The 12,209-nt window shown below is 67.5% G+C and carries 13 protein-coding genes; 10 read left to right on the forward strand and 3 right to left on the reverse strand.

Features of this window, described 5'->3' with window-relative positions; all coding sequences use genetic code 11:
• The first annotated feature begins 2 nt into the window (after nucleotides 1–2).
• Nucleotides 3–593, forward strand: a complete 591-nt coding sequence (locus PSQ39_RS10165) for an Ntn hydrolase family protein (protein WP_273926654.1) — start codon at nucleotides 3–5, stop codon at nucleotides 591–593.
• Nucleotides 590–2,416 carry a dihydrolipoyl dehydrogenase gene (lpdA, locus tag PSQ39_RS10170; RefSeq protein WP_273926655.1) on the forward strand — a complete coding sequence of 609 codons (1,827 nt, stop codon included), beginning with the start codon at nucleotides 590–592 and terminating at the stop codon, nucleotides 2,414–2,416. Before PSQ39_RS10165 ends, lpdA begins: the two co-directional genes overlap by 4 nt.
• 100 nt (nucleotides 2,417–2,516) lie before the next feature.
• Here lpdA and PSQ39_RS10175 read toward each other — a convergent pair whose 3' ends face one another.
• On the reverse strand, nucleotides 2,517–2,993 hold the full coding sequence (locus PSQ39_RS10175; protein WP_273926656.1) for an EVE domain-containing protein: 477 nt from the start codon (nucleotides 2,991–2,993) through the stop codon (nucleotides 2,517–2,519).
• 127 nt (nucleotides 2,994–3,120) lie between these two features.
• On the opposite strand from PSQ39_RS10175, the gene PSQ39_RS10180 reads away from it, so the two are divergent.
• Nucleotides 3,121–3,720: an NADPH-dependent FMN reductase gene (locus tag PSQ39_RS10180; RefSeq protein WP_273926657.1), complete on the forward strand. Its 600-nt coding sequence runs from the start codon at nucleotides 3,121–3,123 to the stop codon at nucleotides 3,718–3,720.
• 20 nt (nucleotides 3,721–3,740) lie between these two features.
• Here PSQ39_RS10180 and PSQ39_RS10185 read toward each other — a convergent pair whose 3' ends face one another.
• A complete protein-coding gene (locus PSQ39_RS10185; RefSeq protein ID WP_273926658.1) occupies nucleotides 3,741–4,196 on the reverse strand; it encodes a GNAT family N-acetyltransferase in 456 nt (151 codons plus the stop codon).
• A 49-nt stretch (nucleotides 4,197–4,245) separates the two neighbouring features.
• On the reverse strand, nucleotides 4,246–4,722 hold the full coding sequence (locus PSQ39_RS10190) for an OsmC family protein (protein ID WP_273926659.1): 477 nt from the start codon (nucleotides 4,720–4,722) through the stop codon (nucleotides 4,246–4,248).
• Nucleotides 4,723–4,800: 78 nt separating this feature from the next.
• On the opposite strand from PSQ39_RS10190, the gene pdxR reads away from it, so the two are divergent.
• From pdxR to PSQ39_RS10225, 7 genes are all read left to right on the forward strand, one after another.
• Nucleotides 4,801–6,246, forward strand: coding sequence for a MocR-like pyridoxine biosynthesis transcription factor PdxR (gene pdxR, locus PSQ39_RS10195; RefSeq protein WP_273926660.1), 1,446 nt, complete (start codon nucleotides 4,801–4,803; stop codon nucleotides 6,244–6,246).
• Between the two features lie 135 nt (nucleotides 6,247–6,381).
• Entirely contained in the window at nucleotides 6,382–7,389 is a 1,008-nt protein-coding gene (locus PSQ39_RS10200) for a tripartite tricarboxylate transporter substrate binding protein (protein WP_273926661.1), read from the forward strand.
• A 198-nt stretch (nucleotides 7,390–7,587) separates the two neighbouring features.
• Nucleotides 7,588–8,028 carry a DUF2141 domain-containing protein gene (locus PSQ39_RS10205; RefSeq protein WP_273926662.1) on the forward strand — a complete coding sequence of 147 codons (441 nt, stop codon included), beginning with the start codon at nucleotides 7,588–7,590 and terminating at the stop codon, nucleotides 8,026–8,028.
• A gap of 8 nt (nucleotides 8,029–8,036) precedes the next feature.
• Nucleotides 8,037–8,750, forward strand: a complete 714-nt coding sequence (locus PSQ39_RS10210; protein WP_273926663.1) for an ABC transporter ATP-binding protein — start codon at nucleotides 8,037–8,039, stop codon at nucleotides 8,748–8,750.
• Complete coding sequence (locus PSQ39_RS10215) at nucleotides 8,747–10,051, forward strand: ABC transporter permease (RefSeq protein ID WP_273926664.1); 1,305 nt, start codon at nucleotides 8,747–8,749, stop codon at nucleotides 10,049–10,051. The genes PSQ39_RS10210 and PSQ39_RS10215 overlap by 4 nt, the downstream gene beginning before the upstream one ends.
• A complete protein-coding gene (locus PSQ39_RS10220) occupies nucleotides 10,048–10,833 on the forward strand; it encodes an outer membrane lipoprotein-sorting protein (RefSeq protein ID WP_273926665.1) in 786 nt (261 codons plus the stop codon). Before PSQ39_RS10215 ends, PSQ39_RS10220 begins: the two co-directional genes overlap by 4 nt.
• The gene (locus PSQ39_RS10225; RefSeq protein WP_273926666.1) at nucleotides 10,830–12,182 is read left to right on the forward strand and encodes a hypothetical protein; all 1,353 of its coding nucleotides are present in this window, start codon (nucleotides 10,830–10,832) and stop codon (nucleotides 12,180–12,182) included. Before PSQ39_RS10220 ends, PSQ39_RS10225 begins: the two co-directional genes overlap by 4 nt.
• The last annotated feature ends 27 nt before the right edge of the window (nucleotides 12,183–12,209 follow it).

Raw genomic sequence — 12,209 nt, forward strand, 5'->3', positions numbered from 1 at the left:
GCATGACGACCGTCGTCGTGGTCCGCAAAGGGGGCCAGGTGGCCATCGGTGCGGACTCGCTGGTGACCTTTGGCGACACCCGCCTGTCGCAGCGCTTTGAAGCGAACGAAAAGCTCTTCAAGGTGCAGGCGCATGGCGGGCCCAGCTACATCGGCATGGCGGGCACGGTGGCCCACTTTCCCGTGCTGCGCAAGGCGCTCAACGCCTTGCCCCAGGATCAGCTGCGTCTGGGCAGCCGAGACGAGGTATTTGACACCTTCACCCGGCTGCACCCCTTGCTGAAGGAAACCTTTTTCCTGCAGACCAAGGAAGACGACAACGACCCCTACGAGTCCAGCCAGTTCAGTGTGCTGATCGCCAATGCGAGCGGCATCTACGGGCTGTACAGCTACCGCGAGGTGTTCGAGTTCAAAGAGTTCTGGGGCATAGGCTCTGGACGCAGCTTTGCGCTGGGCGCCATGCACGCCACCTACGCCCGGGCCAAGACGGCCCGCGAGGTGGTCGAAGCCGGCCTGGCCGCGAGCTGCGAATTCGATCGCAACTCGGCCGCGCCGATCAACCTCTTCACGATCAAATTGAAAGGTTCCGTATGAGCCTGATAGACATCAAAGTGCCGGACATCGGCGACTTTTCCGAAGTGACCGTCATTGAACTGCTGGTCAAGCCGGGCGACACCGTCAAGGCCGAGCAGTCGCTGATCACCGTCGAGTCCGACAAGGCCTCGATGGAAATCCCTTGCTCGCATGCTGGCGTGGTCAAGGAACTCAAGATCAAGCTCGGCGACAAGGTCGCCGAAGGCTCGGTGGTGCTGACGCTGGAGGCCGCCGGTGCGGCTGAAGCACCAGCGCCGGCCGCCGCGCCCGCTGCAGCGCCTGTGGCGGCTGCGCCCGTCGTCGCCGCGCCTGCCCCGGTCGCCGCTGCCCCCACGGGCAGCAACGACCTGGACTGCGACGTGCTGGTCATTGGCGGTGGTCCTGGCGGTTATTCGGCCGCCTTTCGCGCCGCCGACCTGGGCCTCAAGGTCGTGTTGGTCGAGCGTTACGCCACCCTGGGCGGCGTCTGCCTCAACGTGGGTTGCATCCCCTCCAAGGCGCTGCTGCACGTGGCCGCGGTGATGGATGAGGTCAGCCATATGGCCGACCTGGGCGTGGACTTTGGCGCCCCGTCGGTGAACATCGACAAGCTGCGCGGCCACAAGGAAAAGGTCATCGGCAAGCTGACCGGTGGCCTGGCTGCCATGGCCAAGATGCGCAAGGTGACGGTGGTGCGCGGCTACGGCAACTTCATCAGCAGTCACCAGCTGCAGGTCGAAGAAACCAATGGCAGCGCGCAAGAGCGCACCGGCAAGACCCAGACCATCGGCTTCCAGCGCGCCATCATCGCCGCCGGCAGCCAGGCCGTGCGCCTGCCCTTCATGCCCAACGACCCGCGCGTGGTCGACAGCACCGGCGCCCTGGCCCTCAAGGAAGTGCCCAAGCGCATGCTGATCCTGGGCGGCGGCATCATCGGCCTGGAAATGGGCACCGTCTACAGCACGCTGGGCGCCCGCCTGGATGTGGTCGAAATGATGGACGGCCTGATGCAAGGCGCGGACCGCGACCTGGTCAAGATCTGGCAGAAGATGAACGCCAAGCGCTTTGACAACATCATGCTCAAGACCAAGACCGTGTCCGCACGCGCCTTGCCCGAAGGCATTGAAGTCACCTTCGCGCCGGCCGAAGAGGGCGGTACCGCCCCCGCGCCCCAGGTCTATGACCTGGTGCTGCAGGCCGTGGGCCGCACGCCCAACGGCAAGAAGATTGGTGCCGAGAAGGCCGGTGTGGCGGTGACCGACCGTGGTTTCATCAACGTCGACATCCAGATGCGCACCAACGTGCCGCACATCTTCGCCATTGGCGACATCGTGGGTCAGCCCATGCTGGCGCACAAGGCGGTGCACGAGGCCCACGTGGCGGCCGAAGTCATTGCCGGCGAACTGCAAGGCAACAAGGAGCTGGCGGCTGCCGCCTTCAACGCCCGCGTCATCCCCAGCGTGGCCTACACCGACCCCGAAGTAGCGTGGGTGGGTCTGACCGAAGACCAGGCCAAGGCCCAAGGCATCAAGGTCAAGAAGGGCCTGTTCCCCTGGACGGCCTCGGGCCGCGCCATTGCCAATGGCCGCGACGAGGGCGTGACCAAGCTGCTGTTCGACGACTCGCCCGAGGTCCATGGCCACGGCAAGATCCTGGGCGGTGGCATGGTCGGCACCCACGCGGGCGACATGATCGGCGAGATTGCCCTCGCCATCGAAATGGGCGCCGACGCGGTGGACATCGGCAAAACCATCCACCCGCACCCCACGCTGGGCGAAAGCATCGGCATGGCGGCGGAAATCGCCCACGGCAGCTGCACGGACGTGCCGCCGGCACGCAAGTAAGGTCAGCCTCAGAAGGCGCTTTGGCGCCTCTGCCAGCCCAAAGCCCAGTCCGGTCACGGCCTGGGCTTTTCGTTTGTCGGGCGCTGCGGTTCGCTGCGGCTCAGTGGCCTGACAGCAGCGGGCTCAGCAGAGCCCATTCTGCGGCGCTGACCTCGGTGATCGACAGCCTGTTGCCACGCTGCAGCAACTTCATCTCGGCCAGTCCCGGGTGTTGTCGCAATTCGGCCAGGCTCAGCAGGCGCGTCTTGCGCAGGGCCTGCACATCGCGCAGCAGCCAGCGGGGTGCGTCGGCCTTGGACTTGGGGTCGAAGTAGGGCGAGGCGGGGTCGAACTGGCTGGGGTCGGGGTAGGCCTCCGAGGCCACGCGGGCCAGGCCGACGATGCCGGGCTCGGCGCAGCTGGAGTGGTAGAAGAGCACGCCATCGCCGACCTGCATGGCGTCGCGCATGAAGTTGCGCGCCTGGTAGTTGCGCACGCCAATCCAGGCCACGGTGGCGGCGGGGGCAGCCAGTGCGTCGTCGATCGAGCATTCTTCGGGCTCGGACTTCATCAGCCAATAGCGGGTGGAGGAGTTCATCGCGTGATTTTCGCCACAAAGTGAGGCGACACACGGCCAGGCCAGGGGGTCTCATCGCACAATCTCGGGCTGCGTGCGGCCCTCGCTGCGGGCCCGCCCGTCCTCAACCACCTGATGGAGTTTCACCATGTCGTCGACTTCGCCCCGCCTGCTGATCATCTCTGGCAGCGCCCGCACCGGTTCCTTGACCCGCCGCCTGGCCCATGCCGCCTCGCTGGCCGCGACCCAGGCGGGCTTCAGCGCCCAGGAGCTGGACCTGCGCGCCCTGGCCTTGCCCGTGTACGACGGCGACTTCGAGTTGGCCCAGGGCATCCCGGCGGGCGCGACCGAACTGCAGCAAGCCCTGCTGGCCAGTGATGCCTTGCTGCTGCTCACACCCGAGTACAACGGCTTTCCGACCCCGCTGTTCATCAACGCCTTTGACTGGTTGTCGCGCATCCAGGGCGGCGCGGGTCAGCCTTCGGGCGTGGCGGCCACGGCCAACAAGCCCACGGCCTTGTTGTCGGCCTCGCCTGGCGCGCTGGGGGGCTTGCGGGCGCTCAACTATGTGCGACAGTTTTTGCAGATGAACTTCGCCTCGCTGGTGATTCCGCAGCAGTTCGCGCTGGGCCACGCGGCGGATGCTTTCGATGCCGAGGGCGGTCTGAAAGAGGAGCGCAACCGCCAGGCCGTGCAAGGTGTGCTGGACGCGCTGGCCCAACTGAGCCGCGCGGTGCGGCCGGCCTGAGTTGGGGCCTGGCCTGCGCCTCAGGCCAACAAGGGGTACTCGTAGCGGATGAAGCCCTGAAACTGCGCCACCCGGTCGTACAGGCCCCGGGCACGCGCATTGTGGGTTTGCGTCAGCCAATACAGGCGCTGGGCGCCGGCGGCACGCGAGGCCTGGGCCACCGCTTCGATCAAGGCGCTGGCCGTGCCCTGCCCGCGCAGCGACTCGTCGACAAACAGGTCCTGCAAGTAGCACACGCGGGGCGCCCAGGTGCTGGCGTGAAAAAGGTAGTGGGTGAAGCCCACCAGTTGGCCCTCTACGCGGGCGCCCAGGCCGTGAACAGCGTCGCCCGCCATCAGTTTTTGCCACGCGATGGCGTAGGTTTCGTCTGAGGTCGGGCTCTCGTAAAAGGCCTTGTAGCCTTGGGCCAGGCGCAGCCAGTCGGCATGGTCTGAGGCTTGCAGTGGGCTCACTTGGACGCGGGTGTTCGGGCTCATCGGGGGCTTTCAAAAAGGCGTGGGGTGGTGCTCACAGGGGCGCGCGGGATCAGTCGGCCCAGCGGGGCTCGCAGCGGATGGTGCAGCGCACGGAATTGGCCAGAAAACAAGCCTCATGGGCCCGGTGGTGCATGGCCTCCAGCTCGGTCTGGCTGGGGCGCTGAGCGGCGTCTGGACCCAGGCGTAACACGGGGCGCAGCAGCACCTCGCGCAGCACGGTGCGGCCTTGCGCATCGGGCCCCATGTGGCCGATGGCGGCGTCCTGGTAGTCGCTGATGGCCCAACCGGCGCGCGATGCCAGGTCCAGGAACCACAGCATGTGGCAGCTGGCCAGGGCCGCCACAAACGCTTCTTCGGGGTCGACCGCGCTGGGGTCGGAGTAGGGCAGGGGCACCACGTCGGGTGAAGACGAGGCCGGCACCTGCAACCCCCCATCAAACTGCCAGCGGTGGCGGCGGCTGTAGCGGCGCTGGGTGAAGGGGCTGCCGTCGTGCTGCCACTGGACGGTGGCGAGGTGTTGGCTCATGGCTTGATCCGTTCTGGGACTGTGTGAAATGATTCCTCAGTTTAAGAATTTTTGAAGCCTTCGAAGGAGCCAATCCGCATGGGTGCAAAGAGCCAACGCGCGCCGCTGAGGCGCCAACAGGTGTACGAGCAACTGCGCCAGGCCATGGAGAACGGTCACCTGCCCGCCGGCAGCCGCCTGCCGGCCACGCGTGAGCACGCCCTGACCCTGGGGGTGTCGCGCAACACCTTGCTGTGGGCCATGGCGCGCCTGCAGGCCGAGGGCTATGTGCAGGCCCGGGTGGGTGATGGCAGCTATGTCAGCCCGAACCTGAGGCCTCCCAAGGGAGCGCCCGGTCTGAGCGCCTTGCCCCTGGGCCTGTCGCGGCGCGGTCAGTTGATGGCCGAGACGGTGCGCCACTGGAACCCGCCGCGCCAGGCAGCCAGCGCGTTTCGCATTGGTGCGCCCGAGGTGGCGAGCTTCCCCTTCGCCACCTGGGACCGGCTGGGCCGGCAGCTCAGCGCCAGCGAGCGCCGGGCCGGCGCCCAGTACCTGGACCCGGCCGGCGAGCCCGTGCTGCGCGAGGCCATCGCGCAGTGGCTGTGGGCCTCGCGCGGCATCCGCTGCGATGCGGGGCGGGTACTGGTCTGTTCAGGTTCGCAGCAGGCCATCGATCTGGTCGGCCGCTTGCTGCTGGACGTGGGCGATGAGGTGCTGGTGGAAGACCCCGGCTACCCCGGCATCCGGGCCAGCCTGTTGGGCCACGGGGCCCAGGTGCGGCCGGTGCCTTTGGACGCCGAAGGCCTGTGCCTCGAGCAGGCCGAGGACCAGTGGCCGAATGCACGCCTGGCGGTGGTCACACCCACCCACCAGTTTCCCACGGGCGTGGCCATGAGCCTGTCACGCCGCCAGGCCTTGCTGGACTGGGCCCAGCGCCGCCAAGCCTGGGTGGTGGAAGACGACTACGACGGCGAATTCCAGTACGGCGCGCAGCGCCTGCCCGCCCTGTGCAGCCTGCCGCAGGCCGATCGGGTGCTGTACGTGGGCACTTTTTCCAAGACCTTGCACCCGGGCCTGCGCCTGGGCTTCATCGTGCTGCCCACCGCCTGGGTGTCGGCCTTTGCCATGGCCCGGGCCTTGAGCGACCGCCACCCGCCGGGTGACAGCCAGTGGGTGCTGGCCCGCTTCATCGCCGAGGGGCATTTGCTGCGCCACCTGCGTCGCATGCGTGAGCTGTACCAGCAACGCCAGCAGCAGCTCATTCAGGCCTTGGCCGAGGCCACGGAGGGCGCCTTGCCACTGCCGTCTTCCGATCGCGGCATGCACCTGTGCTGGCCGCTGCCCACCCCGCATGACGACCTGGCCCTGAGCCACCAGGCCGCTGCGCGCGGTGTGGTGCTGACGCCTTTGTCGCGCTACACGGTGACATCGCCACGCCGGGGATGGCTGTTCGGCTATGCCGGGTATGAACGGGCTGAGTTGCAGTCGGCAGCCCAGCAGGTGGGGCCCTTGTTGCGGCAGTCCTTGAGCACGGGGGCTGCCTGAGCCGGTGAAGCGAGGGCCGACCGCGCACCACCCGGTCACGCAGGTGACCGTCTGGCCGGGCTTGCCCCTATGGGCGGGGGCGATGGGGGCGGACAGAATGGTTCGATACCCCCTTTGTTTGCCGGAGCCCGTCCCATGTCCCTGAAGCCCCTGACCTCTGCCTCCCTGTCCCGCCGCCAGGTGCTCTGCAGCACCCTGGGTGGCGCCGCCGCGCTGGCCCTGCCGGCAGTCCAGGCCCAGGGCAGCGCCTGGCCCAACAAGCCGATTCGCCTGATCGTGCCCTACACCCCGGGCGGCTTCACCGACCAGATGGCGCGTCTGGTGCAAAACGGCCTGCAAACCCGCCTGGGCCAGACCGTGCTGATTGAAAACAAGCCCGGCGCGGGCAGCATGATCGGCGTCGACGCGGTGGCCAAGAGTGCGCCCGATGGCAGCACCTTTGGTGTGGTGATCGCGGCCTATGCGGCCAACAACTCGCTCTACCCCAAGCTGCCCTATGACGCACGCAAAGACCTGACCGGTGTGTCCCTGATGGGCATCTCGCCCCTGGTGGCGGCCGTGCCCCTGGATGCGCCTTTCAAGACCGCGCAAGAACTCATCCGCTACGCGCGCGCCAACCCCGGCAAGGTGAGCTATGGCTCCTCGGGCAATGGCTCGGCCGTGCACCTGACCACCGAGCTGTTCAAGCAGCAGACCGGGGCCTTCATGGTCCACATCCCCTACCGGGGCGCGGCGCCCGCCTTGACCGACCTGATCGGGGGCCAGATCCAGTTGTTCTTTGATGCGGCCACCGGCCTGATCAACATGGGCAAGCAGGGCAAGGTGCGTTTGATTGGCGTGGCCAGCGAACAGCGCTTGCCTGTCCTGCCCGATGTGCCCACCTTCATTGAGCAGGGTTTCAAGAACTTCACGGGCAGCACCTGGGCCGGTGTGATCGCCCCGGCGGGCACACCGCGCGACATCCTGCGCCGCATGTCTGATGAGGTCACCCGCATCGTGCGCAGCGAGGAAATGCGGCCGCGCCTGGAGGCCATGGGCACTTTCCCGGCGGGAGGCAGCCCGGAAGAGTTCGATGCCTTCCTGGTGGCCGAGAACGCCAAGTGGGGCAAGGTGATCCGCGAGGGCGGCATCAAGCCGGATTGAGGCCTGGGGGGCCTGGCCCAGCCGACCTTGACGGACGTCGGTTGAAGCCCGCTGGCGCCCCACATGGCGCCGGGCGCGCCGTCGTTTCATCCGCCCCAACGGCATTTCGCGACACGCTGCCAAGCCTTGGTCTCATGCCGCTGGCCCGCCAAAGGGCTCGCAAGGACACTGCCGACACTTGTTCAACCAGGAGTCGCAATGATGTTCCAACAGCGTGTTTTGAGTGGGGTGTGTGGTGTTTGGCTGGCCTTGGCCGGTGCTGGCCTGGCGCAGGCGGCCGATTTGACCGTGGTGGTCAAGGGCGTGGCCAAGGCCGAAGGCCAGGTCATGGTGGCCTTGTTCAACGACGCGGCGGGCTTCCCACGCGGCAAGGTGTTGCAGGGCCAGATGGTGGCGGCCAAGCCCGGTCAGGTGGAGCTGGTCTTCAAGGACCTGGCCCCGGGTGCCTACGCCGTGTCGGCCTACCAAGACCTCAACAGCAACCAGCGCCTGGACGCCAACCTGGTGGGCATGCCCACCGAACCCTATGGTTTTTCGCGCGACGCTCGGGGCAAGTTCGGACCACCCAAGTTTGAGGACGCCGTGGTCCGCGTCGGTGCCGAAGCGCAGCAGGTCCTCGTCAACCTGTCTGGCCAGTGAGGAGCGCAATGACCGACGCTTCTTCAACGGCGCCGCTGCTGTCGCTGCGCGGCATTGAGCGCAGCTTTCAGCTCGGGCAGACCCGCCTTCGGGCCCTGCGCGGCATCGACCTGACGGTGGCTGCTGGCGAATTCATGGCCATCTGGGGCCCCTCGGGCAGTGGCAAGTCCACGCTGCTCAACTTACTGGGACTGATCGACCAGGCTGACCAGGGTCTGCTGTGCTTTGAGGGCCAGGACGTGCGTCAGCTCTCCGATGATGCCCTGTCCGACTGCCGCAACCGGCGCATCGGCTTTGTGTTCCAGAGCTTCAACCTGATTCCCGTGCTCAGCGCCCTGGACAACGTGGGCTTGTCCCTGCAGGTGCAGGGCGTGCCAGCGACCGAGGTGCGACGGCGTGCCACCGAGTGGCTGGAGCAGGTGGGCCTGGGGGACTTTTTGCACTTCCGCCCAGACCGCCTCAGCGGTGGCCAACGCCAGCGCGTGGCGATTGCCCGCGCCCTGGTGGGGGCGCCGCGCTTGTTGATTGCCGACGAGCCCACGGCCAACCTGGACTCGCAAACCAGCCGCGAGGTGATCGACCTGATCGAGCGCCTGAACCGCGACACCGGCGTCACCTGCATCTTCACCACCCACGACCCCCGCCTGCTGGCGCGGGTGCCGCGCCAACTGCGCTTGCAAGACGGGGTGATCTCCCAAGACAGCTACCAGGAGGCTGCATGAACGGCCGTGTTTATCTTCAACTGGCCTGGCGCAACCTGTGGCGCAACCGGCGCCGCAGCGCCGCCACCTTGCTCAGCCTGGCCTTTGGCTTTGCCGCCGTGGCCTTGTTCGCGGGCTACACCTTCGCGGTCTATGGCGCCCTCAGCAATGCGGCCATCCATGCTGAGCTGATCGGTCACCTGACCATCAACCGCCAGGGCTGGCAGACCGAGGGCAAGCTGCACCCCGACAAGTACCTGCTGCGCGCCGAGGAGATCGCCCAGGTGCGCAGCCTGGTCGAGCGCCGCTTGCCGGGCGCGCGCCTGGTGCCCAAGCTCAGCGCCTCGGGCCTGCTGTCCAACGGCACCAGCAGCACCATTTTTGTGGCCACGGGCATCGCCCCGGCTGACCTGGACCTGTTGCGCGGCCCCTTTCGCTTCGCGCCGGGCGCGCTGCAAGCCGACAAGCCCCAGGGCGTGACTGCCGCCCAGGGCTTGGCCGATGTGCTGGGGCTCAAGATGGGCGACAGCGCCTCGGTCTTGGCCAGCACGTTGCACGGCCAGGCCAACGCGGCCGATGTGGATGTGAGCGACACCGTCAACACCGGCAACGTGGCCACCAATGACAAGCTGATGTTCATGCCTTTGGCCTTGGTCCAAGGCCTGATGGACGCGGCTGGCCGCGCCGACAGTCTGACCTTGTTGCTGCCCGGCGAGGGCGCGGTCGACAGCCCCGATGCCGAGCAGCGCCTGCGTGACATGTACACCCGACCGGCGCCCAGCGAGGCGCAATCGGACGCCCTGCGCACCCAACTGACGGCAGACTTCAAAGCCGCTGGCCTGGACCTGGAAGTGCGCACCTGGCAGGAGATGTCGGCCTTCTTCCGCCAGGTCAAAGGCATGTACGACATGATTTTTGCGCTCATGCTGGCGGTGGTGCTGGCCATCGTGGTGCTGTCGATCGCCAACGCCATGGGCATGGCAGTGGTGGAGCGCACCCGGGAGATCGGCACCCTGCGCGCCATCGGTGTGCGGCGAGCGGGCATCACCCGCCTGTTCGTCAGCGAGGCCTTGATGCTGGTGCTCGTGGGCACGCTGACCGGCCTGTTGCTGACCGCGCTGGTGCGCCATGGCGTGAATGCCGCCGACATCCGCTACGTGCCGCCGGGCAACACCCAAAGCGTGCCGATCTACATCGGTTTTGACGCCGCGCGCACGGCGCTGGCTGCCGCCGTGCTGGCCGTGCTGGCCGTCTTGGCCGCTTACTGGCCAGCGCGCCGCGCCGCGCACCATTCCATCACTGAATCCTTGGGGCATGTATGAGCTGTTCTGTTTCGACTTTTCAGGCGCCGCTGGGCCGCCGTCAGGCCCTGGCCTGGACGCTGTGGGGCAGCCTGGCTCTGGCCGCCCCGATGGCGCAGGCCGCTGAGCCCGATGCCGAGCAACTGCTGCGTGCGGCCGACCAGGCCCGGGGCGGTGGGTTCACTGGTTTGATCTGGGAGGTGCAGGCCCACAACAGCGGCAGCCAGGCCGAGGACCAGCCCGACCAGCGCCTGCGCATCAAGGCCACCGCCCAGGCCAGCCTGGCCGAAGTGCTGGAGCCTCAGAGCAGCAAGGGCTCCCGCCTGCTGCAAGTGGAGCGCAACATGTGGCTCAGCAAGCCGGGCCTGAAAAAACCGGTGGCCATCTCGCCGCGCCAGCGCCTGACCGGCCAGGCCGCGATTGGCGACATCGCCGCCACCAACTACGCCCAGGACTACCAGGCCCGCTACCTGCGCCAAGAAGATGTGGGCGACGAGCCCTGCCATGTGCTGGAGCTGTCGGCCAACAGCCGCCAGACCACCTACGACCGCATCACCTACTGGATCTCGGTGCGCCGGGGCGTGGCGGTGCAGGCCGACTTCCTGTCCTTGTCGGGCAAGAAGCTCAAGAGCGCCCAGTTCGAGTATGGCAACAGCCTCAGCGTGGGCGGCAAGACCCTTCTTTTTGTCAGCCGCATGGCGATTGCCGACGCCTTGAGCGATGCGCGCACCACCTTGGTTTACAGCCGCATCAGGGCCCAGGCCTTGGCGTCTTCTGAGTTTGATGTGGGGAATTTGCAATGAGCCGCGCCTCGGGCCGCTGGCCGGGCCGCCGACCCGCTGGGGTGGCGCTGGCGCTTTGGGCCTGCCTGCTGGGGCCCAGCCAGGCGCAGGTGGCCGAGGGCACCTCCGCCTCCGAAGACCCTATGGACGTCCAGAGCGAAGCGCCGCCCGAGTCCGACTGGCGCCTGAGCGGCAGCACCGAGGCTTGGGGCTACACCACCCACACCGACCTGGCCAGTGCCAGCCTGCTCAACCCAGGCAATCGCCTGGCGGGGCTGCCCCGCGAGGCCAACGCATGGGACCTGCGTGTGAATGCGCGTGCCGAGCAGGGGCCCTTGGCGCTGGTGGGCGCGGTGCGCCTGTTGTCCCAAAGCCGACGCACGGATCGCGTGGCGGCCCCGGCCCAGCACGACAGCGACGACAGCCAGCAATGGGGCCAGGCTTTCGCCCGTTACCGCGCAGGTGAGGGCGTGTGGACCGTGGGGCGCGAGTTGCTGAGCTGGGGCCCCGCCAACTTCCGCTCGCCCAGCAATCCCTTTTATTTTGACGCGGGCCGCACCAACCCATTGGCGGCCACGCCTGGGGTCGACTTGCTGCGCTACAGCGGCCCATTGGCACCGGGCTGGCGCGGCGGTGGGGGCTATGTGTTCTCGACCTCGCAGATCAGCCCCGCCACCGACCAGGGCCACAGCGCCTGGCTCAAGCTGGACCAGCAGGGGCCGGCCCACCTGCTGAGCCTGGTCCTGAGCCAGCAGCGCGGCGGTGCTCTTTTTGTGGGTGGCTTTGCCCAATGGACCCCGGACGACGCCTGGCTGCTCTACGCCGAGTTCGGCAGCACCCGCCAACGCGGTCGATTGCAGGCCCTGGGCGCGGGACCCGGCCCTTTGTACCGCTGGCAGCAGCCTGCACCGCGCAGCACCAACACCTTGCTGGGCGCCAGCTACACGCTGGAGAGCGGCCATGTGCTGACCGGGGAGTGGCTGCACAGCGGGGAGGGGTACAGCCAGGCCGGTCAGGCGGCCTACTGGGCCCAAGCCCAGCGCGCCCAAGGGCTGCTGACCCAGAACCCCGCACTGGCCTATGTCAGTCTGGGCCAGGCCCTGGGCCAGGCGCCTCGCCTCTTGGGGCGTGACTATGCGTGGGTCGGGCTGCAAAGCAACCCTCAACAAAGCCGCTTCTACTGGCGTCTGGAGTACAGCAGCCAATGGGCCGACCGCAGTGGCCAGGTTGTGCTGTATGCGGAAAAGAGCCTGGGCACCCGGCTGTCTGCCTTCGCGGTGCTGGGGCACAGCGTGGGCGGGGTGCAGACCGAGTTCGGCAGCCTGGTGCGGGATCGGCTGACCTTGGGTTTGAAGTGGTTTGTGCTCTGAATCAACCCCGTGCCCCAAACAAAAGGC

It is taken from the genome of Curvibacter microcysteis, assembly GCF_028649455.1.
Lineage (GTDB): Bacteria > Pseudomonadota > Gammaproteobacteria > Burkholderiales > Burkholderiaceae_C > Curvibacter > Curvibacter microcysteis.

Bases quoted from the DNA above. Each gene is read 5' to 3' on its own strand.
- PSQ39_RS10165 (WP_273926654.1), top strand. From the start codon at position 3: ATGACGACCGTCGTCGTGGTCCGCAAAGGGGGCCAGGTGGCCATCGGT.
- lpdA (WP_273926655.1), top strand. From the start codon at position 590: ATGAGCCTGATAGACATCAAAGTGCCGGACATCGGCGACTTTTCCGAA.
- PSQ39_RS10175 (WP_273926656.1), bottom strand. From the start codon at position 2,993: ATGAACTCCTCCACCCGCTATTGGCTGATGAAGTCCGAGCCCGAAGAA.
- PSQ39_RS10180 (WP_273926657.1), top strand. From the start codon at position 3,121: ATGTCGTCGACTTCGCCCCGCCTGCTGATCATCTCTGGCAGCGCCCGC.
- PSQ39_RS10185 (WP_273926658.1), bottom strand. From the start codon at position 4,196: ATGAGCCCGAACACCCGCGTCCAAGTGAGCCCACTGCAAGCCTCAGAC.
- PSQ39_RS10190 (WP_273926659.1), bottom strand. From the start codon at position 4,722: ATGAGCCAACACCTCGCCACCGTCCAGTGGCAGCACGACGGCAGCCCC.
- pdxR (WP_273926660.1), top strand. From the start codon at position 4,801: ATGGGTGCAAAGAGCCAACGCGCGCCGCTGAGGCGCCAACAGGTGTAC.
- PSQ39_RS10200 (WP_273926661.1), top strand. From the start codon at position 6,382: ATGTCCCTGAAGCCCCTGACCTCTGCCTCCCTGTCCCGCCGCCAGGTG.
- PSQ39_RS10205 (WP_273926662.1), top strand. From the start codon at position 7,588: ATGATGTTCCAACAGCGTGTTTTGAGTGGGGTGTGTGGTGTTTGGCTG.
- PSQ39_RS10210 (WP_273926663.1), top strand. From the start codon at position 8,037: ATGACCGACGCTTCTTCAACGGCGCCGCTGCTGTCGCTGCGCGGCATT.
- PSQ39_RS10215 (WP_273926664.1), top strand. From the start codon at position 8,747: ATGAACGGCCGTGTTTATCTTCAACTGGCCTGGCGCAACCTGTGGCGC.
- PSQ39_RS10220 (WP_273926665.1), top strand. From the start codon at position 10,048: ATGAGCTGTTCTGTTTCGACTTTTCAGGCGCCGCTGGGCCGCCGTCAG.
- PSQ39_RS10225 (WP_273926666.1), top strand. From the start codon at position 10,830: ATGAGCCGCGCCTCGGGCCGCTGGCCGGGCCGCCGACCCGCTGGGGTG.